This window comes from Leptothrix mechoopdaensis (SeqCode), from assembly GCF_053893855.1.
The window spans coordinates 346,151-371,238 of sequence record NZ_CM132699.1 but is presented as its reverse complement, the minus strand read 5'-3'; the positions used below and the strand labels follow the sequence as shown (position 1 = coordinate 371,238).

Below are 25,088 nucleotides of genomic sequence, written 5' to 3'. Positions count from 1 at the left end.
CACCCGGATGTGCCCAGCGGAGTTGTTGACCTTCGATCACAGTGGTCCCATCACGAGGTTGCGCCCTGCCGCCTTGGCGGCGTAGAGGGCCTTGTCGGCGCGTTTGAGCAAGTCGCCGATGTCCTGCACCGATTCATCCATCGTCGAGACGCCTGCACTGACGGTGTAGTGCAGGCGCCGGCCCTCGAAGGTCACGTGGGCCTCGGTGACCGCCTTGCGCAGCCGCTCGGCCACGCCGAGCGCGGCGCCCAGTGCCGTCGACGGCAGCAGCACCGCGAACTCCTCGCCGCCGATGCGGGCGACGACGTCGACCTGGCGGAAGGTGCGCGTCAGCAGGCCAGCCAGGCTGCACAGCACCGCGTCGCCGGCGGCATGGCCGTGGCGGTCGTTGATGCGCTTGAAGTGGTCGGCGTCGAACATCACCAGCGACAGCGGCCGGGGCATGCGGCGCCAGCGCATCAGCTCCAGCTCGGCCGCGTCGAAGAAGGTGCGGCGGTTGGCGATGCCGGTCAGGTGGTCGCAGGCGCTCTCGCGGCGATGCGCCTCCATCGACTCGCGCTGGTCGCTGATGTCGCGGATCACCAGCGTGTAGCGGCTGCCCGGCCGCTGCGGCACCAGCAGCACGCTGCCCCAGTAGCGCGTGCCGTCGTCGCGCTGCAACCAGCCTTCGTCGAGGCTCCAGCCGTTCAGGTCGGCCTCGCGCAGCCGGTCGGTGACGCGGTCGACGGTGATCGCCCCGTCGGCGTAGAGCTCGGCCAGCGAACGGCCGATGCGCGCCGCCGGGTCGTGGCCCAGGCCGGTGTCGCCGTCACGGTCCCAGTCGACCAGCCGGCCGTCGGCATCGACGACCGCCATCGCCCGGCCCCGCACACCGGCGCGCACCGCCTGCGACCAGGCCTCGTGGCGCTGGCGCAGCAGTTCGCGGCGGACCTGGGCGGTGATGTCCTTGATGACGGCGACCAGCCAGCCGTGGCCGATCTTCTTGATCGCCAGCGTCAGGAACTGCGACTCGGTGCGGTGCGGCGGCGCGGCGTCGATCTCCAGCCGCAGGCCGTCGCAGACCATGCCGTCCGGCGCCTGGCTGGCCAGCACCTGGGCCCGCAGACTGGGCAACAGGCCTTCGAGCAGCAGGTAGAAATTGTCCAGCCGGGACTGCGGCGCCAGCGGCAGCAGCAGCTGCGCGGCCATCGAGTTGATCAGCGCGATGCGGCCGTCCTCGTCGAAGCGCACCAGGCCGGTCGGCGCGGCATAGAGCAGTTCGAGCAGCGGGTTGCCGGACTCGCTGTCCGCGAGCCCCGTGGCCAGCATCAGGTCGTCCATCAGGCAAGCCGGCGGATGACGACGTAGCGGGCGGCGGCCCCGGGCGCGCCGGCCGGCGCGAGCAGGCGCAGGTGGACCGGCACCGGCCGCACCTTCCAGGTCAGCACGTAGTCGATCACGTCGTCGAGCGGCCGGTCGGCGGTGACGCTGTCCTCGAAGCGTTGCGCCACGAGGTAGTTGTTCATGCACTGCGCGATGTGGGTGAACAGCGGCTGGCCGATCACGCGGGCCACGTCCAGGCCGGTGGCGGCGCTTTCCCAGCGGTTGTAGCGGCTGATGGCGCCTGCGGCATCGAAGCCGATGACGCCGAAGTCCAGCCGGTCCAGGCCGGCATCGTCCAGGGCTTCGAGCCGGGCGTGCAGGTCGGGGGCGTCGAAGGTCGGATCAGGGAGGGCGGCGAGCGACATGTCGGCTTCTGGTGGGCAATCAGGCAAGCCGCAATTGTCGAGTCGTCACCCCTGCGCACAGGGGGTGATTCGGTTCAGAAAGTCGGGCGGGGCGGGCTTGTTGCCGGAAGCAGGCCCTGTCGAGATGAGCGACTTATCACGCTCGGCACGTTTTTTCGCGCTCGGGTCAGGCGCCGGCCTGCGGGCTGAGCCGATAGCCGAAGCGCGCCGGCAGGCTGGCGCTGTCGATCTCGGCCGGCTGCCACAGGCCGGCCAGCACGGCGTCGGCGGCGGCGTCCATGTCGGCCGAGCGGACCAGGCCGAGGCCGCGCGGGGTCTCCAGGTAGAGCCGGCCGGCCTCGTCGACCCAGCAGGCGCCGGGCGTGTCGATGTGGCGTCCGGTGTGGTCGGCCAGCTCGAAGCCGCCGGCCTCGTCGCGCCGCACGCCGATCACCAGCGGCGTGCGTTCAAGCTCGACATAGACCCGCTGCGGGCCGTTCTGGAAGTACCAGCAACCGTCGGCATCGGCTTCGTAGTTGCGGCCGATGAACTCGCGCAGCTTGTCGTGCACGACCCGGCTGCCCTTGGCCTGCGGGAAGGGCCCGGCGGCCTGGGTGCGGTCGTCGCGCATGTACCAGTCGCCGCGCGCGTCGAGCGCCAGCCAGCCCCGGCAGGCCGGCACGTTCGGCCACTTGCGCAGCGCTGCCTTGACGATGTCGTCCATCGCGCGATGCTGCCTCAGGCGGGGGCGGCGAGCCAGTCCTGCACACGCGCCGGCAGGTCCAGCACATGGCCCGGGAAGGCGCCGACCGCGAAGCCGACATGGCCGCCTTCAGGCGGTTGCCAGAGCTGCACATGCCCCCCTGCCGGCGGCACGCGCGGCAGGCTGGCGGCGGGCACGAAGGGGTCGTTCAGCGCGTGCACCAGCAGGCTGGGCACGCGGATGTCGCCCAGCGCCGGCAGGGCCGAGGCGCGGCGCCAGTAGTCGTCGGCATCGCGGTAGCCGTGCAGCGGGCCGGTGAAGACGTCGTCGAAGGCGTGCAGCGTCTGCGCGGCCAGCAGGCGCTCGCGGTCGAACAGGCCCGGATGCTGGTCCAGCTTGGCGAGCGCCTTCGGCTTCATCGTGCGCAGGAACATCGGCGTGTAGACGCGCCGGGCGAAGCCGCGCCCGAGCGCATGGCCACCGGCCGCCAGGTCGATCGGCGAGCAGATCGCCGCCAGCGAGCGCACGACCGCGCCGGCCGCATGGCCCTGCTCCTCGGCCCAGCGCAGCAGCGCGTTGCCGCCCAGCGAGATGCCCACGGCATGCAGGGGACCGGCATGGCGGGCGCGGACCTGGTCGAGCATCCAGCCGATCTCGACGTGGTCGCCCGAATGGTAGGCGCGCGGCGCCAGGTTCAGCTCGCCCGAACAGCCGCGGAAGTGCGGCAGCACGAAGCCCCAGCCGCGTCGCCGGGCCAGGTCGGCATGGGCCTGGACGTACTGGCTGTCGCGGCTGCCTTCAAGGCCGTGGAACATCACCAGCAGCGGTGCGTCGGGCGCCAGCGGCTGGCCATCGTCGCGCCAGTCGGCGTCGACGAAATCGCCGTCGGGCGTGGTCCAGCGTTCACGCCGGAAGCGCGGCGGCTGAGCCGGATCGACATGGTGGCGGGCGACGCGGGCCGACCAGATCGTCTGCAGGTGGCCGCCGGGCAGCCACGCCGGCGCGCGGTAGCTCAACGGGCGCTGGACCGGCACTGGCCTCAATGCAGCGTCGTCGACGACTCGACGTATTCCTGCAGCTCGGCCGGCGTGCCCGGGCTGGCGTGGTGGACCAGCATGCGCCAGCCGTGCGGCGTCTTGACGTAGACGTTGGTGCACAGCGCATAGCCGCTGCGCGGACCTTCCTCGGTCTGCACGCGGACTTCCTCCAGCACATGGTGGACGGCGGTGCCGCCCAGCGTGATGCGCCGGACCTGGGCCGGGCGGGCGTCGATGCCGCCTTGCGAGAACAGCTCCTCGAAGCTGGCGCGGATCGCCGGTGCGCCGATCAGGCGCGGACCGCCCGGGTGGACGCAGGCGATCTCCTCCTCGTCCGACCAGAGCGACATCAGCCGTTCGAGGTCACCCTGCTGCAGGCTCTCGTAGAACGAGACCTCGAGATCGTCGGGCGTGGCCATCAGCGCGGCTTGCAGGGGCTTGGTCTGGCTCATGGCGGCCTCGTCAGCGTCAACGGAACACGACGGTCTTGCGGCCGTTGAGCAGCACGCGGTGCTCGACATGCCAGCGCACCGCCCGGGCCAGCACGACACATTCGACGTCGCGGCCCACGGCGGTGTAGTCCTCGGGACTGAGCGTGTGGTCCACGCGCTCGACGTCCTGCTCGATGATCGGCCCCTCGTCGAGATCGGCGGTGACGTAGTGCGCCGTCGCCCCGATCAGCTTGACGCCACGCTGGTGGGCCTGGAAGTACGGCTTCGCGCCCTTGAAGCTGGGCAGGAAGCTGTGGTGGATGTTGATCGCCCGGCCGGCCAGGAAGTGGCAGAAGTCCTCGCTGAGGATCTGCATGTAGCGGGCCAGCACGAGCAGGTCGACCTGCTCGCGTTCGCAGATCGCCTCGACCTCGCGTTCCTGCGCCCGCTTGACCTCGGCGCCGGAGCCGGCCTTCAGCGGCAGGTGGTGGAACGGCACGCCGTAGCTGTCGGCCAGCGCGGCGAAGTCGGGGTGGTTGGAGACGATCGCCGGGATGTCGATCGCCAGCTGGCCGCTCTTCCAGCGGAACAGCAGGTCGTTGAGGCAGTGGCCGTGCTGGCTGACCATCAGCAGCACGCGCGGACGTCGCGCCAGGCTGTGCACGCGGGCGTCCATGCTGAACTGGGCGCGCATCGGGCCGAACAGCTTCTCGAGCGTGTGCGCGTCGGCGAGATGCTCGGGCGCCTCGAAATGGACCCGCATGAAGAACAGGCCGGTGGCGTCGTCGCCGAGCACATCGCCGAACTGCTGCGAGTCGATGATGTTGCAGCCGGCCTGGTACAGGAGGCCGGAGACCGCATGCACGATGCCCTTGACGTCGGGGCAGGAAAGGGTGAGGACGAACTGGGCGGAGACAGGCAAGGACATGCGCGAGATTCTACGCAGCGCCCCTGGCGGGACCCCCTCCTAGAATCGGGTGGCACCCGAGCAGCCCATGCCCAACGCCAGAGATTCCCGAGATTCCAGCTCCGACCCGTCGCCTTCGAACCCTGGCCAGGACCGGGCTGCCGAACTCGCCGCCCTGCTCTCGCGCGTCGCCCTGCACGATCGCCGCGCCTTCCAGACGCTCTACGAACGCAGCAGTTCGCATCTGTTCGCCGTCGTGCTGCGTATCCAGAAGAACCGCGCGCTGGCCGAGGATGTGCTGCAGGAGGTCTACGTCAACATCTGGCGCAGCGCCGCCAGCTACGACGCCCACCGGTCCCAGGCCCTGACCTGGATGACCAGCGTGGCCCGCAACCGGGCCATCGACAGCCTGCGGCGGCGCCAGGCCGAACCCGACACCGTGTCGAGCCAGGTCTGGCTGGGCGACGGTGACCCCGACAACGACGACATGCTGGAACGACTCCCGAGCGACGAGCCCGGCCCCGAACAACTGCTGGCCGAGGCCGCCCAGGCGCAGTCCATCCAGGGCTGCATGGGCCAGCTCAGCGCCGAACAGCAGCAGAGCCTGGCGCTCGCCTTCTACCAGGGCCTGAGCCATGCCGAAGTGGCCGACCACCTGAGCCAGCCGCTGGGCACCGTCAAGAGCTGGCTGCGGCGCGGGCTGCAGGCACTCAAGGGCTGTCTGGACCGGCTGGGCGTGCGTCCCGGCGCGGCGGCGGGGGGCTGAGGCATGGACTACAGCCGTCCCGCCTTGGCCGACCGCCTGGCCGCCGACTACGTCGTCGGCACGCTGCGCGGCGGCGCCCGGCGTCGCTTCGAGGCGCTGCTGCCGGCCCATCCGGTGCTGCGCAACGCCGTCCGCGCCTGGCAGGTCCGCCTGATGCCGCTGGCGCAGGCGGTTCCGCCGGTGACACCGCCGGCGCGGGTCTGGGTCTCGATCGAGCAGCACCTCTTCGGCGCCCGTCGACGCGCGACGGCCGATGCGCCGGCCGCGTCGGTCGGGCAGGTCGTGCAGCGCTGGTGGCAACGCCTGGGCCTGTGGCAGGGCCTGAGCGCGGCGGCCAGCGTTGCCGCGATCGGCCTGGCCGTGGCGCTGAGCCTGCCCGCGCCGGTACAGCCGCCGATCGTCGTGGTGCTGTCACCGAACCAGAGCCAGACCCGCTTCGTCGCCAGCGTCAGCGCCGATGGCCGCAGCCTCGTGCTCAAGCCGATCGACGGCGCCACGCTGACGGCCAGCCAGGCCTACGAGCTGTGGGCACTGCCGCCGAGTGGCGCGCCCCGTTCGCTCGGCCTGGTCTCCGCGCAGGGCGGCACGACGGTGCAGCGCGCCCGCCTGCTGCAGGACACGGCCGCCTTCGCCGTCAGCATCGAGCCGCCGGGCGGATCACCCACCGGGGCGCCCACCGGACCGGTGGTGGCGGTCGGCAAGATCGACAGCTGACGAGGGAACTGCCGAGGAAAAAGGAAAAGGCCCTTGCGGGCCTTTTCTTTCGTCCGATCGAGCCTTGCGGCGATCAGACCGTGGCGGTGGCGTTGGGCGTCACCGTCGGGTTGCTCGGGCCACCCGGCGGACGGGAAGCCGGCGGCACCCAGTCCTTCGGCGGACGCGGCTCGCGGCCGTTCATGATGTCCTCGATCTGGTCGGCGTCGATCGTTTCCCAGTCCAGCAGCGCACGCGCCATCGTGTGCATCTTGTCCTGGTGGTTCTCGATCAGTCGACGCGCCAGCTGGTACTGGGTGTCGATGATCTTGCGGATCTCCTTGTCGACCTTCTGCATCGTCTCTTCCGAGACGTTGACCTGCTTGGTGATCGAGCGGCCGATGAAGACCTCGCCCTCGTTCTCGGCATAGACCATCGGACCGAGTTCCTCGGTCATGCCGTAGCGGGTGACCATGTCGCGGGCGATCTGGGTCGCACGCTCGAAGTCGTTGCTGGCGCCGGTGGTCATCTGGTTCATGAAGACCTCTTCGGCGATCCGGCCGCCGAACAGCACCGAGATGGTCGAGAGCATGCGCTCCTTGTCCATGCTGTAGCGGTCGCCTTCGGGCAGCTGCATCGTCACGCCCAGCGCACGGCCGCGCGGAATGATGGTGACCTTGTGGACCGGATCGGTCTTGGGCAGCAGGCGAGCCACCAGCGCATGACCGGCCTCGTGGTACGCGGTGTTCTTGCGTTCCTCCTCCGGCATGATCATCGACTTGCGCTCGGGGCCCATCATGATCTTGTCCTTGGCCTTCTCGAAGTCGACCATCTCGACGACCCGGCCGTTGCGGCGGGCGGCGAACAGGGCGGCCTCGTTGACCAGGTTGGCCAGATCGGCACCCGAGAAGCCCGGCGTGCCCCGCGCGAGGATGTCGGCGCGGATGTCCTGGCCCACCGGCACCTTGCGCATGTGAACGTTGAGGATCTGCTCGCGGCCACGCACGTCGGGCAGCGTCACGTAGACCTGGCGGTCGAAGCGGCCGGGGCGCAGCAGCGCGGGGTCGAGGATGTCCGGGCGGTTCGTGGCCGCTACGACGATGACGCCGAGGTTGGTCTCGAAGCCGTCCATCTCGACCAGCATCTGGTTCAGCGTCTGTTCGCGCTCGTCGTTGCCACCGCCGAGGCCGGCGCCGCGATGGCGGCCGACCGCGTCGATCTCGTCGACGAAGATGATGCAGGGCGAGTTCTTCTTGGCCTGCTCGAACATGTCGCGCACGCGGGCCGCGCCCACGCCGACGAACATCTCGACGAAGTCGGAACCGGAGATCGAGAAGAACGGCACCTTCGCTTCACCGGCGATCGACTTCGCCAGCAGCGTCTTGCCGGTGCCCGGAGGGCCGACCATCAGCACGCCACGCGGGATACGGCCGCCGAGCTTCTGGAACTTCTGCGGGTCCTTCAGGAAATCGACCAGTTCCTTGACCTCTTCCTTGGCCTCGTCGCAGCCGGCCACGTCGGCGAAGGTCACCGAGTTGTTGCTCTCGTCGAGCATCCGGGCGCGGCTCTTGCCAAAGCTGAAGGCGCCGCCCTTGCCGCCGCCTTGCATCTGGCGCATGAAGTAGACCCACACGCCGATCAGCAGCAGCATCGGGCCCCACGAGATCAGCAGGCTGGTCAGCAGCGAGGGCTCGTCACGCGGCTTGACGCGGAACTTGACGCCGTTGTTGATCAGGTCACCGACCAGGCCACGATCCAGGTAGGTCGCGGTGGTGCGGATGCGCTTGTCGTCGGTGGTCAGGGCTTCGATGTCGGCGCCGCCAGGGTTCTCCTGCAGCACCACCTCGCGGATCCGCTTGGCGCGGACCTCTTCGAGGAACTCCGAATACCCGATCTGGTTGCCCGCGGTCGACGTGCGGTCGAACTGCTTGAACACGGTGAACAGCACCAGGGCGATCACCAACCACACAGCGACTTTGGAGAACCATTGATTGTTCACCGCGGCTCCTTCTAACGTTCATGAAGACCCATCTGGGTCATGCGGCCGGGGCCGAATCGGACTGCGATTGACGCGGTAGCTTCAATTGATTCTAGTGCAGCCCCTACACCTGAACCGGCTCGAAACACCTTGGAGCAGACCCGGCAAATTCAAGCTTCGTGCACTGTCGCACCGGTTCGGGGTGTGTGTCTGACCCCGGTCAGGAAGTTTTGAGACCGATGCCCACCAGAAAGGTTTCAGAAGACTTGTCGCGCGACGCCTTGGGCTTGATCGCCTTGACGACCCGGAAGGACTGCCGGAACGTGTCGACCAGCTGGCTGTAGCCGCTGCCGTGGAAGACCTTGCACACCAGCGCGCCCTGCGGACGCAGGTGGGCCTGGGCGAAATCGATCGCCAGCTCGACGAGGTGGGCGATGCGGGCGGCGTCCGAGACCTCGATGCCCGACAGGTTCGGCGCCATGTCGGAGACCACCACGTCGACCGGACGGCCGGCGAGCAGGTCGACCAGCTGCTGCAGCACGGCGTCCTCGCGGAAGTCGCCCTGGATGAAGCTGACGCCCTCGATCGGCTCCATCGGCAGCAGGTCCAGGCTGATGATGGCGCCGTTCAGCGCCCCCACCGCCGCACCGCCGGTGCCCGCCTCCTTCGGCGCGAAACGGCGCCGCACGTACTGGCTCCACGCGCCAGGCGTGGCGCCCAGGTCGACGACCACCTGGCCCGGCCGGATCAGGCCCAGCGTCTCGTCGATCTCCTTGAGCTTGTAGGCGGCGCGGGCGCGATAGCCCTCCTTCTGCGCCAGCCGGACCCAGGGGTCGTTGACGTGGTCGTTGAGCCAAGCCTTGTTGACCTTCTTGCTTTTCGTGTTGATCTTCATGTCGCACCGATAATAGGAGCATGCCCGCGATTCAACTGACCCCCGCCCAGCGCAAGGAACACCGCGCTGCGGCCCACCACCTCGACCCGGTCGTCATGATCGGGGGCGAGGGCCTCACGCCCGCCGTCCTGAAGGAGGCCGAGGCCGCCTTGAAGGCGCACGGCCTCATCAAGATCCGGGTCTTCAGCGACGACCGGGTCGCCCGCGAAGCGTTGCTCGCGACGCTGGCCGACCAGCTCGACGCGGCGCCGATCCAGCACATCGGCAAGTTGCTGGTGCTGTGGAAGCCGGTCGAGCAGAAGGCCGCGCCGGTCGTGGCCGACGACAGCCGCCGTCCCGGCCCGCGGGTCGTCAAGATCCTGAAGTTCTCGAAGAGCGGCTCGCAGCGCGCGCAGGTCAAGAAGCTGACCGTACTGGGCAACGAGCGGATCTCAGCCGGCGGTCTCGTCAAGCGCGCCAAGAAGCGCGCGGCCAGCAGCAAGAAACGTTCGCTGGGCGAATGACGCCGGGACCGATCCGGTCCCCTCGACCTCACCGGCGGCCTCGAGCCGCCGGTTCCGCTTTCAGCCGCCGGGGCGCCGCTGCGTCGCGGTTCCGCGCCAGACCAGCGCCAGCAGCATGACGCCCTTGGCCAGGTACAGCAGGCTCGACGCGCCGTGCAGCGTCCCGAAGCTGTACATGCCCTGACCCGCGCGTGCCGACGCCATCATCGGCTGCAGCGCGAAATAGCCGAGCACGGTGCAGAACAGCGCACCGAGCACCAGCAGCAGCTCGGTCGAGATCCGCGAGCCCTCGCCGGCCTCGGCGCGCTGCTGGGCCAGCTTGCGGTGGACCATGAACAGCAGCATCGCCAGTCCGAGCGACAGCTGCGCCTCGATCCGGAAACAGGCGCCGGCCAGCTGACCGGCCAGCGGGCGTTCAAGCACCTGGAAGGCGACCGGCGCGGTCACCCCGCCAAGCGTGACGACCAGACCGAGCCAGAGCGCGGCCAGCAGCTTCGCGAAACGCGCCAGCATTGCGGCGCTCAGATGTAGCGGACCTCGACGACCTCGTAGCGGCGCACGCCGCCCGGGGCCTGGACTTCCGCCGTGTCGCCGGCTTCCTTGCCGATCAGCGCGCGCGCGATCGGCGAGCCGACCGAGATGCGGCCCTGCTTCAGGTCGGCCTCGTCCTCGCCGACGATCTGGTAGGTGACGGCGTCGCCGCTCTCCTCTTCCTCCAGCTCGACGGTCGAGCCGAACACCACCTTGCCGCCAGCGTTCAGCGCGGCCGGGTCGATGATCTGGGCCTGCGCCAGCTTGCTCTCGATCTCGAGGATGCGGCCTTCGATGAAGCCCTGCTTGTCCTTGGCCGCGTCGTACTCGGCGTTCTCGGACAGGTCACCCTGGGCACGGGCTTCGGCAATGGCGTTGACGACGGCCGGACGCTCGACGGTCTTCAGGCGCTGCAGCTCCTGCTTGAGCAGTTCGGCGCCGCGCTTGGTCAGGGGAATGGTGGCCATGATGGGTCGGTCGGGTGCGATCGGGGTCGATCGTTGCGGGTTCTTCGGAGTGCCAAAAAACGCGCCGCCGCGGCCTGTCCCCGAAGGGAGCGCGCCGCGGCGGCGTATGAAGCGGCAGTTTAGGCCAGCTGGGCGTGCATTTCCTGCACCGAGATGACCGACAGGCCAGCCTGGTGCTTGAGCGCCTCGGTGGCGGCCTCGCAGCCGGCCATCGTGGTGTAGTAGGTCACGCGGTTGGCCAGCGCGGCGGTGCGGATGTAGCGCGAGTCGGCGATCGCCGTGCGGGTCTCGTCGACGGTCGTGAACACCAGCTGGATCTCGCCGGCCTTGATCATGTCGGCGATGTGCGGGCGGCCGTCCTTGACCTTGTTGACGACCTTCACCGGGATGCCGCCGGCGCTGATCGCCGCCGCCGTGCCCTTGGTCGCGACGATCGCGTAGCCCAGCGCGTGCAGGTCACGCGCCACGCCGACGGCGCGGGCGTGTTCGCTGGCCTTGACCGAGATCACCACGGTGCCCTTGGTCGGCAGGCGGGAGCCGGCGCCGAGCTGGCTCTTGAGCATGGCCTCGCCGAAGGTGGTGCCCACGCCCATGACCTCGCCGGTCGACCGCATTTCCGGGCCGAGGATCGGGTCCACGCCGGGGAACTTGTTGAACGGGAAGACGGCTTCCTTGACGCTGAAGTACGGCGGCACGACCTCGCGCGGCGTGCGGCCGTCCGGGCCCTTCTGGTCGGCCAGGCGCTGGCCGGCCATGCAGCGCGCGGCGATCTTGGCCAGCGGCTGGCCGGTCGCCTTCGACACGTAGGGCACCGTGCGCGAGGCGCGCGGGTTCACTTCGAGCACATAGACGGTGCAGGCGTCGAGGCCGCGCGTGACGTCGCCCTGGATCGCGAACTGCACGTTCATCAGGCCGACGACCTTCAGGGCCTTGGCCATCAGCGCGGTCTGGCGGCGCAGCTCGTCCTGCAGCGCGGCCGACAGCGTGTAGGGCGGCAGCGAACAGGCCGAGTCGCCGGAGTGGACACCGGCCTGCTCGATGTGTTCCATGATCCCGCCGATCATGACGTCGGTGCCGTCGCTGATGCAGTCAACGTCGACCTCGACGGCGTCGTCGAGGAAGCGGTCCAGCAGCACCGGCGACTTCTCGGACACGCGCACGGCCTCGCGCATGTAGCGCTCGAGGTCCTTGTCGCCGTGCACGATCTCCATCGCGCGGCCGCCGAGCACGTAGCTCGGGCGCACCACCAGCGGGTAGCCGATCTCGTTGGCCAGCGTCAGCGCGGCTTCCTCGGTGCGCGCGGTCCGGTTCGGCGGCTGGCGCAGGCCGAGCGTGTGCAGCAGCTGCTGGAAGCGCTCGCGATCCTCGGCGATGTCGATCGAATCGGGCGTCGTGCCGATGATGGGCACGCCGTTGGCTTCGAGGTCCAGCGCCAGCTTCAGCGGCGTCTGGCCGCCGTACTGGACGATCACGCCGACCGGCTGTTCCTTGGCGACGATCTCGAGCACGTCCTCCAGCGTCACCGGCTCGAAGTAGAGCCGGTCGCTGGTGTCGTAGTCGGTCGAGACCGTCTCCGGGTTGCAGTTGACCATGATGGTCTCGTAGCCGTCCTCGCGCATGGCGAGGGCGGCGTGGACGCAGCAGTAGTCGAACTCGATGCCCTGGCCGATGCGGTTCGGGCCACCGCCCAGCACCATGATCTTGCGGCGGCTGGTCGGCTCGGCCTCGCACTCGCCGTCGACGTTCTCGTAGCACGAGTACATGTAGGCGGTCTGCGTGGCGAACTCGGCCGCGCAGGTGTCGACGCGCTTGTAGACCGGGCGCACGCCCAGCGCATGGCGAGCCTGGCGCACGGCATGCTGGTTCGTGCCCAGCAGCTTGGCGAGGCGACGGTCCGAGAAGCCCTTCTTCTTCAGGTAGCGCAGCTCGTCGGCCGACAGGCTCTCGACGCTGCGGCCCTTCAGCTGGCCCTCGGTGACGACGATCTGCTCGATCTGCGCCAGGAACCACGGATCGATCGCGGTCTCCTCGAAGATCTCGTCGAGCGTCATGCCGATGCGGAAGGCGTCGGCCACGAACAGGATGCGCTCGGGGCCGGGCTCGCCGATCTCCTCGATGATCTCGTCGCGATCGCGGCTGCGTTCGGTCAGGCCGTCAATGCCGGTCTCCAGACCGCGCAGCGCCTTCTGCAGGCTTTCCTGGAAGGTGCGGCCCATCGCCATGACCTCGCCGACCGACTTCATCTGCGTCGTCAGGTGCGGGTCGGCGGCCGGGAACTTCTCGAAGGCAAAGCGCGGGATCTTGGTGACGACGTAGTCGATCGACGGCTCGAACGAGGCCGGCGTCGCGCCGCCGGTGATGTCGTTGCGCAGCTCGTCGAGCGTGTAGCCGACGGCCAGCTTGGCGGCGATCTTGGCGATCGGGAAGCCGGTCGCCTTCGAGGCCAGCGCCGATGAACGCGAGACACGCGGGTTCATCTCGATGACGACCATGCGGCCGTCGCGCGGGTTGATCGAGAACTGCACGTTCGAGCCGCCGGTGTCGACGCCGATCTCGCGCAGGATCGCGATCGAGGCGTTGCGCAGCAGCTGGTACTCGCGGTCGGTCAGCGTCTGGGCCGGCGCCACGGTGATCGAGTCACCGGTGTGGATGCCCATCGGGTCGAGGTTCTCGATCGAGCAGACGATGATGCAGTTGTCCGCCTTGTCGCGGACGACCTCCATCTCGTATTCCTTCCAGCCGATCAGCGATTCCTCGATGAGCAGCTCGTTGGTCGGCGAGAGGTCGAGGCCGCGCTTGCAGATCTCCTCGAATTCCTCGGGGTTGTAGGCGATGCCGCCGCCGGTGCCGCCGAGCGTGAAGCTCGGGCGGATGACCATCGGGAAACCGCTGCCGCCAATCTCCGCCTGGATCGCCTTCTGGACGGCCCAGGCGTCTTCCATCGAGTGCGCGATGCCGGACTTGGCCGAGCCGAGTCCGATCTTGGTCATCGCGTCCTTGAACTTCAGGCGGTCCTCGGCCTTCTCGATCGCGTGTTCGTTGGCGCCGATCATCTCGACGCCGTACTTCGCCAGCACGCCGTGCTTGTGCAGGTCGAGCGCGCAGTTCAGCGCGGTCTGGCCGCCCATCGTCGGCAGGATCGCGTCGGGGCGTTCCTTGGCGATGATCTTCTCGACCACCTGCCAGGTGATCGGCTCGATGTAGGTGACGTCGGCCGTGGCCGGGTCCGTCATGATCGTCGCCGGGTTGCTGTTGACCAGCACGACCTTGTAGCCCTCTTCGCGCAGCGCCTTGCAGGCCTGGGCGCCGGAGTAGTCGAACTCGCAGGCCTGGCCGATGATGATCGGGCCGGCGCCGATGATGAGGATGGTCTTCAGGTCGCTGCGCTTAGGCATTCGTCTTCTCCTTCTTGTCGTTCTGGGCCATCAGCGCGGTGAAGCGATCGAACAGGTAGGCGATGTCGTGGGGGCCGGGCGAGGCTTCCGGGTGGCCCTGGAAGCAGAACGCGGGCTTGTCGGTGCGGGCCAGGCCCTGCAGCGTGCCGTCGAACAGGCTGACGTGGGTCGGGCGCAGGTTGGCCGGCAGGCTGGCGGCGTCGACCGCGAAGCCGTGGTTCTGGCTGGTGATCGAGACGCGGCCGTCGTCGAGGTCCTTGACCGGATGGTTCGCGCCGTGGTGGCCGAACTTCATCTTGAAGGTCTTCGCGCCCGAGGCCAGCGCCATGATCTGGTGGCCCAGGCAGATGCCGAAGGTCGGGATGCCGCTGTCGATCAGCGTGCGCGCCGCGGCGATCGCGTAGTCGCAGGGCTCCGGGTCGCCAGGGCCGTTGGACAGGAAGATGCCGTCGGGCTGGTGCGCCAGCACGGTGGCGGCGGGCGTCCTGGCCGGCACCACCGTCACGCGGCAGCCGCGTTCGGCCAGCATGCGCAGGATGTTGTTCTTGACGCCGAAGTCGTAGGCGACGACGTGGAAGCGCGGCGCGGTCTGCTGGCCGAAGCCGGGCTGGCCGTCGGCACCGGACAGGCGCCACTCGGTCTCGGTCCACTCGACCGGCTCGGTGCGGCTGACGACCTGGGCCAGGTCCAGGCCGGCCATGCTGGGCGCCGAACGGGCGGCGGCGACGGCGGCGTCGCGGTGAGCCTGGGTGATCTCGGTGCCGGCGGCGAAGGCGACGATCGTGCCGTTCTGGGCACCGTGGGTGCGCAGCAGGCGGGTCAGCTTGCGCGTGTCGATGTCGGCGATCGCGACGGTGCCTTCGGCCACGAGGTACTCGGTCAGCGTGACCGACTGGCGGAAGTTCGACGAGCGAACCGGCAGGTCCTTGATGATCAGACCGGCGGCATGGACTTTCGAGGCTTCGACATCCTGCGGGTTGACGCCGTAGTTGCCGATGTGCGGATACGTCAGCGTGACGATCTGCCGGCAGTAGCTCGGGTCGGTGAGGATTTCCTGATAGCCGGTGAGCGCGGTGTTGAACACCACCTCACCCACCGTCTGACCGGCAGCGCCGATCGAGGTGCCTTGAAAGACCGTGCCGTCTGCGAGTGCGAGAAGAGCGGGGGGCAGGACGGGCAGCACGGGTTCTCCGATAGGTGGACGCTCGCCCGACGCGTACCGGTGCGGCTCGACCCGTCCCGCGAGGGACGCGTCAGGCACAGCACTGGGGGTGGGTCGCAACACGATCCGGGCCGGCCGCGACACCCCTGATCCGGGGAGCCACGACGACCCGGACGGGCCGGGCGGCGTTGTTGGCAGACAAACCGTGAAAGTATAACGTCTGCGGGTTTTCCCGCCGCCTGATCCCGGTGCGCCGGAGGGCTGTTGGCGGTCTCGATCAGGCGGTCAGCGCAGCGATCCCGGCCTTGGCGATCTGGGCGTCCTCGGTGGACTTCACGCCGCTGACGCCGATGGCGCCGATGCAGTCGCCGTCGATGATGATGGGCACGCCGCCTTCGAGCAGCGCGTCGACCTCGGGCGCCGTCACGAAGGAGACGCGGCCCTGGTTGATCATCTCCTCGTAGATCCGGCTCTCGCGCCGACCCAGTGCGGCGGTGCGGGCCTTGGCCGGCGCGATGTGCGAGGACAGCGGCGCGGCGCCGTCCAGTCGCTGCAACCACAGCAGGTGGCCGCCGTCGTCGACGATGGCGAAGGTGACGGCCCAGTTGTTCTTGACCGCCTCGGCTTCGGCAGCGGCGGCCATGCGGCGCAGGTCTTCGTGGGTCAGGGCGGAGCGGGTCTTCATGATTCGGGGAGGGTCGCGGACGACCCGTTCGGTTGAGGGAGGGCGCATTCTCTCCGCAAGCCCCTGGACGCCCACGGACGTCGGGATCCCGAGGATTTCCTTCAGGAACCCGGGAACTAGAATCTTTTTTCCGGTGTCTCAGACACCGTCTCAACAACCTTCGGAGGATCCATGACCCCTGACCTGTCGTCCTACACCGGCCAAGTCGGCTCGGGCGCGCTGGGACTGCAACAGCAGCGCGTGCTGCGCAACACCTACGCCTTGCTGGCGCTGTCGATGATCCCGACGGTGCTGGGGGCCTGGGTGGGCGTGACGACCGGCGTGATGGCGGCCATGGGCAACGGCCTGTCGATGGTGCTGTTCCTGGTCGGCGCGTTCGGCTTCATGTTCGCGATCGAGAAGACCAAGGAATCCGGCACCGGCGTGGCCGTGCTGCTGGCCTTCACGTTCTTCATGGGCCTGATGCTGTCGCGCATGCTCGCCACGATCCTGGGCTTCAAGAACGGCAGCTCGCTGATCATGATGGCCTTCGGCGGCACGGCCGGCGTGTTCTTCGCGATGGCGATGCTCGCGACGGTCATCAAGCGTGACCTGACGAACATGGGCAAGTTCCTGTTCGTCGGCGCGGTGGTGGTGCTGATCGCTGGCGTGATCAACATGTTCGTGCAGTCCTCGGCCCTGATGCTGACGCTGTCGGTGATCTGCGTGGGCCTGTTCTCGGCCTTCATGCTCTACGACATCAAGCGCGTGATCGACGGCGGCGAGACGAACTACATCAGCGCGACGCTGGCGATCTACCTGGACATCTACAACGTGTTCCAGAGCCTGCTGGCGATCTTCGGCATCGCTGGCGGTGAACGTGAGTGATCGCTGACCTGGTGACCTGATCCCCTGCGGATCCGGTTCGCCACCGAAGCGACAAGGCCCGGCAATGCCGGGCCTTTTTCATGTCCGGGCGCCTTGGCGCCTGAACAAGAGTCAGTACTCGCTGCCGCCGCCGAAGCTGCCGGGCGCGAGGTTCTCGAACTTGGTCAGCGGACGCAGGAAGGCCAGCTTGACCGTGCCGACCGGGCCGTTGCGCTGCTTGCCGATGATGATCTCGGCGACGCCCGGCTCCTTCGAGTCCTTGTTGTAGTACTCGTCGCGGTAGATGAACATGATCACGTCGGCGTCCTGCTCGATGGCGCCGGATTCGCGCAGGTCGCTCATCATCGGGCGCTTGTCGGTGCGGGTCTCCACCGAGCGGTTGAGCTGCGACAGCGCGATCACCGGGCACTGCAACTCCTTGGCAAGCGCCTTCAGGCCGCGCGAGATCTCGCTGATCTCGGTGGCCCGGTTCTCGCCGCTGGAGGCCGACGAGCCGCTCATCAGCTGCAGGTAGTCCACGATGATCAGACCGAGCTTGCCGCACTGGCGCGCCAGGCGGCGCGAGCGGGCGCGCAGCTCGGTCGGGTTGAGCGCCGGGGTCTCGTCGATGTGCAGGCTGATGTTGCGCAACTGGTCGACCGCCTCGGACAGCCGCCCCCATTCCTCGTCGCGCAGCGCGCCGGTGCGCAGGTGCTGCTGGTCGATGCGACCCAGCGAGCCGACCATCCGCAGCGCCAGCTGGGAGGCGCCCATTTCCATCGAGAACACCAGCACCGGCAGGCCTTCCTTGACCGCCACGTGCTCGCCGATGTTCAGCGCGAAGGCGGTCTTGCCCATCGACGGACGGGCCGCCAGGATGATCAGGTCACCGGGCTGCAGGCCGGCGGTCATGCGGTCAAGGTCGACGAAGCCGGACGGTACGCCGGTCACCTCGCCGGCGCCGTTCTCGGCCAGCTCCTGTACCCGGTCGATCAGCTGGACAACCAGCGATTCCATCGAGTGCATGCCCTGCTTGTTGCGCGACCCTTCTTCGCCGATGCGGAAGATCTTGCCCTCTGCCTCGTCGAGGATGCTCGACACGGCCCGGCCTTGCGGGTTGAACGCGTTGGTCGCGATCTCGTCGCTGGCGGCCACCAGCTTGCGCAGGATCGCCCGCTCGCGAACGATCTCGGCGTAGCGGCGCATGTTCGCGGCGCTCGGCACGCTCTGGGCGAGCGCGTTCAGGTAGGCCAGACCGCCGACCTCCTCGGCCTTGCCGAGGCTGGTCAGCTGCTCGAACACGGTGATGACGTCGGCCGGCTTGTTGGTCGAGATCAGCGCCATGATGGCCGCGTAGATCAGCTTGTGTTCGTAGCGGTAGAAGTCGCTGTCGGTCAGCAGGTCGCCGGCCCGGTCGGACGCGCTGTTGTCGAGCATCAGGCCGCCCAGCACGCTCTGCTCGGCCTCGACCGAGTGCGGCGGGACACGAAGGCGCGCCACCTCGTCATCGGCGCCGCGAGGCAGGGGTGTGGTTCCGGACAGCAGGGCAGACATCGATCGATGATAGGTCGAGGGTTGCGCAGGTCCTGTGGACAGACCTGGGGACAAATCCTGGAAACGCGGGGGAAAAGTGTGGACAGGAAATGAAAGAGGCCGGCATGCGCCGGCCTCTCGGGGCAGTCACGGCTGAAGCAGCCGCGACGCCGTTCCTGGGGACAGGATCAGTCGGTTTCGCCGACGACGGCCACCGTGATGTCGACGACGACATCGTGGTGCAGGGCCACCGACACCGCGAACTCGCCGACATGCTTCAGCGGGCCATTGGGCAGGCGGACCTGCGCCTTGGCGACGTCGAAGCCCTGGGCCTTCAGGCCTTCGGCGATGTCGGCATTGCCGACCGAACCGAACAGGCGGCCGTCAACGCCGGCCTTCTGGGTCACGGTCAGGGTCTTGCCGCCGAGCTTGTCGCCTTGCGCCTGGGCGGCGGCGAGCTTCTCGGCCTGGACCTTCTCGAGCTCGGCACGGCGGGCCTCGAACTCGGCGATGGCCTTCTCGGTCGCACGACGGGCAGCGCCGGTCGGGATCAGGAAGTTGCGGGCGTAGCCGTCCTTGACCTTGACCACATCGCCCAGGGCGCCGAGGTTGGCCACTTTTTCCAGCAGGATCACTTGCATGTTTCGACTCCTCAGACCTTGTGCTGGTCGCTGTACGGCAGCATGGCCAGGAAGCGGGCGCGCTTGATCGCGGTGGTCAGCTGGCGCTGGAAGTAGGCGCGCGTGCCGGTCAGGCGAGCGGGCGTGATCTTGCCGTTCTCACCGACGAAATCGCGCAGCACGTCGAGATCCTTGTAGTCGATCTCTTGAACGCCGGCGACGGTGAAGCGGCAGAAACGCTTGCGCTTGAACAGCAGCGACTGCTGGTTGCGCTTGGTCTTGCGATCCTTGGAAAACTTGCCACGGGGCGGAGCCATAGTGACCTCTTCAATTCGAATTGGGTGACTGGGACGACGGGACGAAGGCGCTGATGTGCAGCATCACCCCCTTGCCATTGCGCTGCTTGCCCAGGAATCCGCGGATGTCGATCGCGTCGCCGACCGGCACCAGGGCCAGGTCGAGGGCGAGATCGCCGATCGCCGTCGCATGCATCTCCAGGGAGACCTTGCGGGGCGCCCCGGCATGCATGAGTTCGGACTCATGGGCCAGGCGGATGTCCAGTGCCGGAAGACCGGCGGGGGTGTAGCGCAGGGCGGCGCGTTCCACGATGCGGCCGGAGAGCTGGACGTCGTTCATGGTGACGAGGTCGCTGCATCCGGGCGCCGGAGCGCACGCGGGGGTTCAGACACTCAGGCCGCCGTCTCCTGCTGTTGCTGCGACTTGCGCGCTTCTTCCTTCTCGACGCGCTTCATCATCGAAGACGGAGCGGTCTCGGCCTTGTCCTTCTTCACCGTCAGGTGACGCAGGACGGCGTCGTTGAAGCGGAAGCCGGTCTCGATTTCAGCCAGGGTTTCCTTGCTGCACTCGATGTTGATGCACAGGTAGTGCGCCTTGGCCAGCTTGTTGATCAGGTAAGCCAGCTGGAAGCGGCCCCAGTCTTCAACGCGGTGAACCTTGCCGCCATTGCTGGTGACGAGGGTCTTGTAGCGTTCCAGCATGGCCGGAACCTGTTCGCTCTGGTCCGGATGGACCAGCAGCACGATTTCGTAGTGACGCATCACAACTCCTTGTGGTTTCCAGTTGAGGAAGCCGCCCCGTCGCGTCAGGACACAGGTGCGGCAAGGGAAAGCCAAAAATTATAGCAGGACCGGCGGATGCGCCCGCCGTACGAGCATCAGTCGCCTTCGAGGGACGGGTTGCGGGCCCGTTCGACCAGAGCCCGCTGCTCCGGGCCGGGCGGCGCCGTCAGCAGGCTGGCGACGACCAGCACGAGCGCGCCGACCGGCACGCCGAAGACACCGGCGGCGACCGCGTCGACGTCGAGCAGCCGGGCCTGCTGCAGCGGCAGCGTGACGCCGAAGAAGCTCCGCAGCAGCGGATGCGCCATCACCATGTAGCCGGCGCAGGTGGTCAGGCCGGCCAGCATGCCCAGCGTCACGCCGATGCGGTTGGCGCGCCCCCAGAAGATGCCGAACACCAGCGCCGGGAAGAACGCCGCCGCCGCCAGCGAGAAGGCCGCCGTCACGAACTGCAGGATGTCGGTCAGCCGCATCGACGCGATGAAGGCCGCCAGCAGCGCGATCACCAGCACCAGGAACTTCGACAGCATGACGCGGCGCATGGCCGGCGCACGCGGATTGACAAGGCCGAAGTACAGGTCGTGCGACAGCGCGTTCGAGATCGTCAGCAGCAGCCCGTCGGCGGTCGACAGCGCGGCGGCCAGGCCCCCGGCGGCGACCAGGTAGGTGACGACCAGCGGCAGCCCGCCGATCTCGGGCGCGGCCAGCACGATCACGTCGCCGGCCAGCTTCAGCTCGGCCAGCTGCAGCAGGCCGTCACCGTTGATGTCCTCGACCGACACCAGCGACGAGTCGAGCTTGGACCAGCGACGGATCCAGCTGGGCAACTGGTCGAACGGCGTGCCGACCAGGTTGGTGAAGACCTCGTACTTGACCATCACAGCCAGCGCCGGCGCGGCCAGGTAGAGCAAGGCGATGAAGAACAGCGACCACGCGACCGAGCGCCGCGCCTCGGTCGGTGACGGCGTCGTGTAGTAGCGCGTCAGCACGTGCGGCATCGCGGCGGTGCCCAGCATCAGGCACAGCACCAGGGCCAGGAAGTTGCGTTGTGCTGCGTGGTCTGAGGCGGGCGGTTGTGCGGACGGTGGTGACGACGACGCGCCAGCCCGGGGCGGATAGGCCTGCGCCTGACGCGGCATGCCGCCCAGCGGCCGGGCGCGTTCCTCGGACTGCTCGGCCTCGCGCCGGTAGCGAACCTCGGCCTCCTCGATCGTGCGCGGCCGGTCGAGGTAACGCCGTTCGGCCTGCTGGATGCGCGCCAGCGGCGCATCGGCGGCCTGCAGCGCACGCACCTGCGCCTGCAGCGTCTCGCTGTCGTCGGCCATCGCCTGCGGCACGTCGGCCAGCTTGCGGCGCGCGTCCTGCGCGCGCACCTCGAACTGGTGGCGCACCAGCGCCTCGCGCGGGTCGTCGAGCAGCTTCTGCTCGCGCAGGCCGACCTGTTCGAGCTGGCGGCCGTACGAGAACAGCGGGAACGGGCTGCCGGTCTGGTTGATCGACAGCCAGAACACCGGCGTCAGGTAGGCCACGATCAGCACGATGTACTGCGCCACCTGGGTCCAGGTGACGGCCCGCATGCCGCCCAGGAAGGAGCAGACCAGCACGCCGCCCAGGCCGACGAAGATGCCGATCTCGAAGCTGAAGCCGGTCAGGTGCGAGGTGATCAGGCCGACGCCGTAGATCTGCACGACGACGTAGACGAACGAGACCAGCACCACCGCCATCACGCCGACGATTCGCGGCATCACGCCGCCATAGCGCACGCCCAGGAACTCGGGCACGGTGAACAGGCCGAGGCGGCGCATGTAGGGCGCCAGCAGCAGCGCCACCAGGCAGTAGCCGCCGGTCCAGCCGAGGATGTAGGCCAACCCCGCGAAGCCCTGCAGGTAGAGCACGCCGGCCGTGCCGATGAAGGACGCCGCCGACATCCAGTCGGCCGCCGTCGCCATGCCGTTGTAGATCGCCGGGACGCGCCGGCCGGCCACGTAGTACTCGGACTCGTCGGTCGTGCGCGACATCAGCCCGATCGCGGCATAGACCGCGACGGTACCGATCAGGAAGGTGCCGCCGATCCACGTGCGCGGCCAGCCCATGCGCTCCAGCGCAGCCATCAGCGCGATGAAACACAGCAGCCCGAGCGTGTACCAGGCATAACGTCGATGCAGCACCCGCGTGAAGACACGCGTGGCTTCGGACGGCCTGGGCGGCCGCTGGGAGGCTCCGTGGCCGCTGGCCATCGGATCAGGTCGAGGTCAGGGGCGGATCGGGCCGCTCGGCATCGCGCCGACGCGACTCCAGCCGGTCCATGACCCAGCCGTGCACGACGATGATGATCAGGTAGACCACGATCGCGCCCTGTGCCGCCAGCCAGAAGCCGGCCGGCGCGCCGGCCACGGTCCAGCGGTTGAAGCTGCCGGCGAACCAGCTCACCGCGCAGGTGACCAGCAGCCAGCACGCCAGCCCGATCCAGGTCCACCGGACCACGCCGCGCCAGTACTGGCGCTGGTTGGCGCGTGGGTCACGGGGGGCACTGACGTCATGCTGCATGTGCAACATTTTGCGGGGCGCAGCGTGCGCTCACCATCGGGGTGTCACCCAGTTTCATCCGGGCGACACGCCGGACGTGACAAGGGCCGGCCCCCCTTGCGGAAGGCCGGCCCCTGGCGTCGGATCAGGCAGGTTCGGCTGTGGCGCCGATCAGCGCTGGGCGATGCGCTGCCAGGTCGCGATGACCGAGTCCGGGTTCAGCGAGATCGACACGATGCCTTCCTGCGCCAGCCAGTCGGCGAAGTCGGGGTGGTCGCTGGGGCCCTGGCCGCAGATGCCGATGTACTTGCCGTGCGCGCGGCAGGCGGCGATGGCACGCGAGATCAGCGCCTTGACGGCCGGGTCGCGTTCGTCGAAGTCGGCCGCCAGCAGCTCCATGCCGGAGTCGCGGTCCAGGCCCAGCGTCAGCTGCGTCAGGTCGTTCGAGCCGATCGACATGCCGTCGAAGAACTCGAGGTACTGGTCGGCCAGGATCGCGTTGCTCGGGATCTCGCACATCATGATCACGCGCAGGCCGTCCTGGCCGCGCTTGAGGCCCTGGTCGGCCAGCATGTTGACGACGCGCTCGGCCTGCTTGAGCGTGCGCACGAAGGGCACCATGATCTCGACGTTGTCGAGGCCCATGTCGCGGCGCACGCGGCGCAGCGCCTCGCACTCCATCGCGAAGGCTTCGCCGAAGGCCTCGCTGACGTAGCGCGCGGCACCGCGGAAGCCCAGCATCGGGTTCTCTTCCTCGGGCTCATAACGTGAGCCACCGATGAGCTTCTTGTACTCGTTGCTCTTGAAGTCCGACAGCCGCACGATCACCGGCTTCGGCCAGAAGGCCGCCGCGATGGTGGCGATGCCCTCGGTCAGCTTGTCGACGTAGAAGGCGCGCGGGCTGGCGTGGCCGCGGGCCACCGATTCGACCGCCTTCTTCAGGTCGGGGTCGATGTTCGGGTAGTCGAGGATCGCCTTCGGGTGGACGCCGATGTTGTTGTTGATGATGAATTCGAGCCGCGCCAGACCGACGCCCGAGTTGGGCATCTGCGCGAAGTCGAACGCCAGCTGCGGGTTGCCGACGTTCATCATCATCTTGACCGGCGAGTACGGCATCTCGCCGCTGTGGACCTCGCTGACCTCCATCTCGAGCAGGCCGTCGTAGATGTAGCCGGTGTCGCCTTCCGAGCAGGCCACCGTGACCAGCTGGCCGTCCTTGAGCGTCTCGGTCGCGTCGCCGCAGCCGACCACCGCCGGGATGCCCAGTTCGCGGGCGATGATGGCCGCGTGGCAGGTCCGGCCGCCGCGGTTGGTGACGATGGCGCTGGCGCGCTTCATCACCGGTTCCCAGTTCGGGTCGGTCATGTCGGTGACCAGCACGTCGCCGGGCTGGACGCGGTCCATCTCGGTGATCGAGTGGACCAGCCGGACCGGGCCGGTGCCGATCTTCTGGCCGATCGCGCGGCCCTCGGCCAGCACGGTCGAGCTGCCCTTGAGCTTGTAGCGGTGCTCGACCTGGCCGGCGGCCTGGCTCTTCACCGTCTCCGGCCGGGCCTGCAGGATGTAGAGCTTGCCGTCGCCGCCGTCCTTGCCCCATTCGATGTCCATCGGGCGGCCGTAGTGCTGCTCGATGATCAGCGCGTAGCGGGCCAGCTCGATGACGTCCGCGTCGACCAGCGAGTAGCGGTTGCGCAGCTCGGGCGGGGTGTCGGTCGTCTTGACCAGCTTGCGGCCACCCGAGGCGGTGCGCTCGACCTGGTCGGCGGCGGTCGCGAACTCCATGCGGATCAGCTTGGAGCCCAGGTTGCGGCGGATGACCGGGAACTTGCCGGCCTTCAGCGCCGGCTTGTGGACGTAGAACTCGTCCGGGTTGACGGCGCCCTGCACCACCGTCTCGCCCAGGCCGTAGCTGGAGGTGATGAAGACGACGTCCTGGAAGCCGCTCTCGGTGTCGATCGTGAACATCACGCCGGCGGCGCCCAGGTCCGAGCGGACCATGCGCTGGATGCCGGCCGACAGCGCGACCTCGTGGTGCGCGAAGCCCTTGTGGACGCGGTAGCTGATGGCCCGGTCGTTGTAGAGCGAGGCGAAGACTTCCTTGATCTTGTGCAGCACCTCCTCGATGCCGACGACGTTCAGGAACGACTCCTGCTGACCGGCGAACGACGCATCGGGCAGGTCCTCGGCGGTGGCCGACGAACGCACGGCGAACGAGGCGCCCGGGTTGCCTTCGGTCAGCCGGGCGAACTCGGTGCGGATCGCGGCCTCGAGGTCGGCCGGGAACGGCGCCTCCTCGACCCAGCGACGGATCTCGGCGCCGGCCTCGGCCAGCGCGCGGACGTCCTCGGTGTCGAGCGCGGACAGGCGCGCGTTGATCTTGGCGGTCAGGCCGCCGGCTTCGAGGAACTGCCGGAAGGCGGCGGCGGTGGTGGCGAAGCCGCCGGGAACCCGCACGCCGGAGGCGGCCAGCTGACTGATCATTTCGCCGAGCGAGGCGTTCTTGCCGCCTACGGTCTCGACGTCGGTCATTCTCAGCTGCTCGAACGGAACGACCAGGGCGGTCGCCAGATGGGTGGAAGACATGGGAAAGCTCCGTGAAGTAAGAAAACTGGAGCCCTGGACGGC

Annotated in this window: 25 protein-coding genes; 4 read left to right on the top strand and 21 right to left on the bottom strand. The window is 68.5% G+C overall.

The features are described 5' to 3' along the window. Positions 1-36: 36 nt before the first annotated feature. The 6 genes from ACWA7K_RS01685 to purU all read right to left on the bottom strand — a co-directional run bounded on the left by ACWA7K_RS01685 (position 37) and on the right by purU (position 4,805). Complete coding sequence (locus tag ACWA7K_RS01685) at positions 37-1,320, bottom strand: diguanylate cyclase (protein WP_456165020.1); 1,284 nt, start codon at positions 1,318-1,320, stop codon at positions 37-39. Beyond that, a complete protein-coding gene (locus ACWA7K_RS01680) occupies positions 1,320-1,727 on the bottom strand; it encodes a phosphonate transporter (RefSeq protein ID WP_456165018.1) in 408 nt (135 codons plus the stop codon). The genes ACWA7K_RS01685 and ACWA7K_RS01680 overlap by 1 nt, the downstream gene beginning before the upstream one ends. A 166-nt stretch (positions 1,728-1,893) precedes the next feature. Continuing rightward, positions 1,894-2,430 carry a DUF2946 family protein gene (locus ACWA7K_RS01675; RefSeq protein WP_456165016.1) on the bottom strand — a complete coding sequence of 179 codons (537 nt, stop codon included), beginning with the start codon at positions 2,428-2,430 and terminating at the stop codon, positions 1,894-1,896. A gap of 14 nt (positions 2,431-2,444) precedes the next feature. Continuing rightward, positions 2,445-3,425, bottom strand: a complete 981-nt coding sequence (locus ACWA7K_RS01670; RefSeq protein ID WP_456165014.1) for a YheT family hydrolase — start codon at positions 3,423-3,425, stop codon at positions 2,445-2,447. A gap of 23 nt (positions 3,426-3,448) precedes the next feature. Beyond that, positions 3,449-3,898, bottom strand: coding sequence for a YybH family protein (locus tag ACWA7K_RS01665; RefSeq protein ID WP_456165012.1), 450 nt, complete (start codon positions 3,896-3,898; stop codon positions 3,449-3,451). Between the two features lie 16 nt (positions 3,899-3,914). Beyond that, a complete protein-coding gene (purU, locus tag ACWA7K_RS01660; protein ID WP_456165010.1) occupies positions 3,915-4,805 on the bottom strand; it encodes a formyltetrahydrofolate deformylase in 891 nt (296 codons plus the stop codon). Between the two features lie 67 nt (positions 4,806-4,872). Between purU and ACWA7K_RS01655 the strand changes: the two genes are divergently transcribed. Both ACWA7K_RS01655 and ACWA7K_RS01650 read left to right on the top strand, forming a co-directional pair. Beyond that, a complete protein-coding gene (locus ACWA7K_RS01655) occupies positions 4,873-5,550 on the top strand; it encodes a sigma-70 family RNA polymerase sigma factor (RefSeq protein WP_456165008.1) in 678 nt (225 codons plus the stop codon). A 3-nt stretch (positions 5,551-5,553) separates the two neighbouring features. Next, positions 5,554-6,264, top strand: coding sequence for an anti-sigma factor (locus ACWA7K_RS01650; protein ID WP_456165006.1), 711 nt, complete (start codon positions 5,554-5,556; stop codon positions 6,262-6,264). 73 nt (positions 6,265-6,337) lie between these two features. Here ACWA7K_RS01650 and ftsH read toward each other — a convergent pair whose 3' ends face one another. Next, the gene (gene ftsH, locus ACWA7K_RS01645) at positions 6,338-8,242 is read right to left on the bottom strand and encodes an ATP-dependent zinc metalloprotease FtsH (RefSeq protein ID WP_456165004.1); all 1,905 of its coding nucleotides are present in this window, start codon (positions 8,240-8,242) and stop codon (positions 6,338-6,340) included. A 199-nt stretch (positions 8,243-8,441) separates the two neighbouring features. Then, positions 8,442-9,116 carry an RlmE family RNA methyltransferase gene (locus tag ACWA7K_RS01640; RefSeq protein WP_456165002.1) on the bottom strand — a complete coding sequence of 225 codons (675 nt, stop codon included), beginning with the start codon at positions 9,114-9,116 and terminating at the stop codon, positions 8,442-8,444. Between the two features lie 20 nt (positions 9,117-9,136). Between ACWA7K_RS01640 and ACWA7K_RS01635 the strand changes: the two genes are divergently transcribed. Next, on the top strand, positions 9,137-9,619 hold the full coding sequence (locus tag ACWA7K_RS01635; RefSeq protein ID WP_456164998.1) for a YhbY family RNA-binding protein: 483 nt from the start codon (positions 9,137-9,139) through the stop codon (positions 9,617-9,619). A gap of 60 nt (positions 9,620-9,679) precedes the next feature. Here the strand turns inward: ACWA7K_RS01635 and ACWA7K_RS01630 are convergent, their stop codons facing one another. The 5 genes from ACWA7K_RS01630 to ACWA7K_RS01610 all read right to left on the bottom strand — a co-directional run bounded on the left by ACWA7K_RS01630 (position 9,680) and on the right by ACWA7K_RS01610 (position 15,859). After that, positions 9,680-10,132, bottom strand: coding sequence for a DUF4149 domain-containing protein (locus ACWA7K_RS01630; protein WP_456164997.1), 453 nt, complete (start codon positions 10,130-10,132; stop codon positions 9,680-9,682). 8 nt (positions 10,133-10,140) lie between these two features. Further along, positions 10,141-10,617 carry a transcription elongation factor GreA gene (gene greA, locus ACWA7K_RS01625; protein WP_456164995.1) on the bottom strand — a complete coding sequence of 159 codons (477 nt, stop codon included), beginning with the start codon at positions 10,615-10,617 and terminating at the stop codon, positions 10,141-10,143. Positions 10,618-10,736: 119 nt separating this feature from the next. Further along, on the bottom strand, positions 10,737-14,012 hold the full coding sequence (carB, locus tag ACWA7K_RS01620; RefSeq protein WP_456164993.1) for a carbamoyl-phosphate synthase large subunit: 3,276 nt from the start codon (positions 14,010-14,012) through the stop codon (positions 10,737-10,739). Further along, positions 14,005-15,195 (bottom strand): glutamine-hydrolyzing carbamoyl-phosphate synthase small subunit, encoded by a 1,191-nt coding sequence (carA, locus tag ACWA7K_RS01615; RefSeq protein WP_456164991.1) that lies wholly within the window; start codon positions 15,193-15,195, stop codon positions 14,005-14,007. Before carA ends, carB begins: the two co-directional genes overlap by 8 nt. A 256-nt stretch (positions 15,196-15,451) precedes the next feature. Further along, positions 15,452-15,859 (bottom strand): GlcG/HbpS family heme-binding protein, encoded by a 408-nt coding sequence (locus ACWA7K_RS01610; RefSeq protein WP_305748725.1) that lies wholly within the window; start codon positions 15,857-15,859, stop codon positions 15,452-15,454. 171 nt (positions 15,860-16,030) lie between these two features. Here ACWA7K_RS01610 and ACWA7K_RS01605 point away from each other — a divergent pair, with 171 nt between their 5' ends. Continuing rightward, positions 16,031-16,726, top strand: coding sequence for a Bax inhibitor-1/YccA family protein (locus tag ACWA7K_RS01605; protein WP_456164989.1), 696 nt, complete (start codon positions 16,031-16,033; stop codon positions 16,724-16,726). Positions 16,727-16,837: 111 nt separating this feature from the next. Here the strand turns inward: ACWA7K_RS01605 and dnaB are convergent, their stop codons facing one another. The 8 genes from dnaB to ppsA all read right to left on the bottom strand — a co-directional run bounded on the left by dnaB (position 16,838) and on the right by ppsA (position 25,046). After that, positions 16,838-18,259, bottom strand: a complete 1,422-nt coding sequence (dnaB, locus tag ACWA7K_RS01600; RefSeq protein ID WP_456164987.1) for a replicative DNA helicase — start codon at positions 18,257-18,259, stop codon at positions 16,838-16,840. A gap of 167 nt (positions 18,260-18,426) precedes the next feature. After that, a complete protein-coding gene (gene rplI, locus ACWA7K_RS01595; RefSeq protein ID WP_456164985.1) occupies positions 18,427-18,879 on the bottom strand; it encodes a 50S ribosomal protein L9 in 453 nt (150 codons plus the stop codon). A gap of 11 nt (positions 18,880-18,890) precedes the next feature. Next, positions 18,891-19,175: a 30S ribosomal protein S18 gene (rpsR, locus tag ACWA7K_RS01590; protein WP_130480744.1), complete on the bottom strand. Its 285-nt coding sequence runs from the start codon at positions 19,173-19,175 to the stop codon at positions 18,891-18,893. A 10-nt stretch (positions 19,176-19,185) separates the two neighbouring features. After that, the gene (priB, locus tag ACWA7K_RS01585) at positions 19,186-19,494 is read right to left on the bottom strand and encodes a primosomal replication protein N (RefSeq protein WP_456164983.1); all 309 of its coding nucleotides are present in this window, start codon (positions 19,492-19,494) and stop codon (positions 19,186-19,188) included. Positions 19,495-19,547: 53 nt separating this feature from the next. Next, complete coding sequence (gene rpsF, locus ACWA7K_RS01580) at positions 19,548-19,916, bottom strand: 30S ribosomal protein S6 (protein WP_456164981.1); 369 nt, start codon at positions 19,914-19,916, stop codon at positions 19,548-19,550. A gap of 116 nt (positions 19,917-20,032) precedes the next feature. After that, on the bottom strand, positions 20,033-22,174 hold the full coding sequence (locus tag ACWA7K_RS01575; protein ID WP_456164979.1) for a VC_2705 family sodium/solute symporter: 2,142 nt from the start codon (positions 22,172-22,174) through the stop codon (positions 20,033-20,035). 4 nt (positions 22,175-22,178) lie between these two features. Beyond that, positions 22,179-22,484: a DUF4212 domain-containing protein gene (locus tag ACWA7K_RS01570; protein WP_456164977.1), complete on the bottom strand. Its 306-nt coding sequence runs from the start codon at positions 22,482-22,484 to the stop codon at positions 22,179-22,181. A 150-nt stretch (positions 22,485-22,634) separates the two neighbouring features. Then, a complete protein-coding gene (gene ppsA / locus ACWA7K_RS01565) occupies positions 22,635-25,046 on the bottom strand; it encodes a phosphoenolpyruvate synthase (RefSeq protein WP_456164975.1) in 2,412 nt (803 codons plus the stop codon). Between the last annotated feature and the right edge of the window lie 42 nt (positions 25,047-25,088).

Excerpts from the sequence above, each read along its gene's own strand:
- rpsR (WP_130480744.1), bottom strand. The coding sequence starts at position 19,175 with ATGGCTCCGCCCCGTGGCAAGTTTTCCAAGGATCGCAAGACCAAGCGC.
- ACWA7K_RS01655 (WP_456165008.1), top strand. The coding sequence starts at position 4,873 with ATGCCCAACGCCAGAGATTCCCGAGATTCCAGCTCCGACCCGTCGCCT.
- rplI (WP_456164985.1), bottom strand. The coding sequence starts at position 18,879 with ATGCAAGTGATCCTGCTGGAAAAAGTGGCCAACCTCGGCGCCCTGGGC.
- purU (WP_456165010.1), bottom strand. The coding sequence starts at position 4,805 with ATGTCCTTGCCTGTCTCCGCCCAGTTCGTCCTCACCCTTTCCTGCCCC.
- ACWA7K_RS01605 (WP_456164989.1), top strand. The coding sequence starts at position 16,031 with ATGACCCCTGACCTGTCGTCCTACACCGGCCAAGTCGGCTCGGGCGCG.
- ACWA7K_RS01685 (WP_456165020.1), bottom strand. The coding sequence starts at position 1,320 with ATGGACGACCTGATGCTGGCCACGGGGCTCGCGGACAGCGAGTCCGGC.
- ACWA7K_RS01665 (WP_456165012.1), bottom strand. The coding sequence starts at position 3,898 with ATGAGCCAGACCAAGCCCCTGCAAGCCGCGCTGATGGCCACGCCCGAC.
- ACWA7K_RS01610 (WP_305748725.1), bottom strand. The coding sequence starts at position 15,859 with ATGAAGACCCGCTCCGCCCTGACCCACGAAGACCTGCGCCGCATGGCC.
- ACWA7K_RS01640 (WP_456165002.1), bottom strand. The coding sequence starts at position 9,116 with ATGAAGATCAACACGAAAAGCAAGAAGGTCAACAAGGCTTGGCTCAAC.
- ACWA7K_RS01635 (WP_456164998.1), top strand. The coding sequence starts at position 9,137 with ATGCCCGCGATTCAACTGACCCCCGCCCAGCGCAAGGAACACCGCGCT.
- dnaB (WP_456164987.1), bottom strand. The coding sequence starts at position 18,259 with ATGTCTGCCCTGCTGTCCGGAACCACACCCCTGCCTCGCGGCGCCGAT.
- ACWA7K_RS01575 (WP_456164979.1), bottom strand. The coding sequence starts at position 22,174 with ATGGCCAGCGGCCACGGAGCCTCCCAGCGGCCGCCCAGGCCGTCCGAA.
- ACWA7K_RS01680 (WP_456165018.1), bottom strand. The coding sequence starts at position 1,727 with ATGTCGCTCGCCGCCCTCCCTGATCCGACCTTCGACGCCCCCGACCTG.
- ACWA7K_RS01650 (WP_456165006.1), top strand. The coding sequence starts at position 5,554 with ATGGACTACAGCCGTCCCGCCTTGGCCGACCGCCTGGCCGCCGACTAC.
- ACWA7K_RS01570 (WP_456164977.1), bottom strand. The coding sequence starts at position 22,484 with ATGCAGCATGACGTCAGTGCCCCCCGTGACCCACGCGCCAACCAGCGC.
- rpsF (WP_456164981.1), bottom strand. The coding sequence starts at position 19,916 with ATGCGTCACTACGAAATCGTGCTGCTGGTCCATCCGGACCAGAGCGAA.
- greA (WP_456164995.1), bottom strand. The coding sequence starts at position 10,617 with ATGGCCACCATTCCCCTGACCAAGCGCGGCGCCGAACTGCTCAAGCAG.
- ppsA (WP_456164975.1), bottom strand. The coding sequence starts at position 25,046 with ATGTCTTCCACCCATCTGGCGACCGCCCTGGTCGTTCCGTTCGAGCAG.
- priB (WP_456164983.1), bottom strand. The coding sequence starts at position 19,494 with ATGAACGACGTCCAGCTCTCCGGCCGCATCGTGGAACGCGCCGCCCTG.
- ACWA7K_RS01630 (WP_456164997.1), bottom strand. The coding sequence starts at position 10,132 with ATGCTGGCGCGTTTCGCGAAGCTGCTGGCCGCGCTCTGGCTCGGTCTG.
- ACWA7K_RS01675 (WP_456165016.1), bottom strand. The coding sequence starts at position 2,430 with ATGGACGACATCGTCAAGGCAGCGCTGCGCAAGTGGCCGAACGTGCCG.
- carB (WP_456164993.1), bottom strand. The coding sequence starts at position 14,012 with ATGCCTAAGCGCAGCGACCTGAAGACCATCCTCATCATCGGCGCCGGC.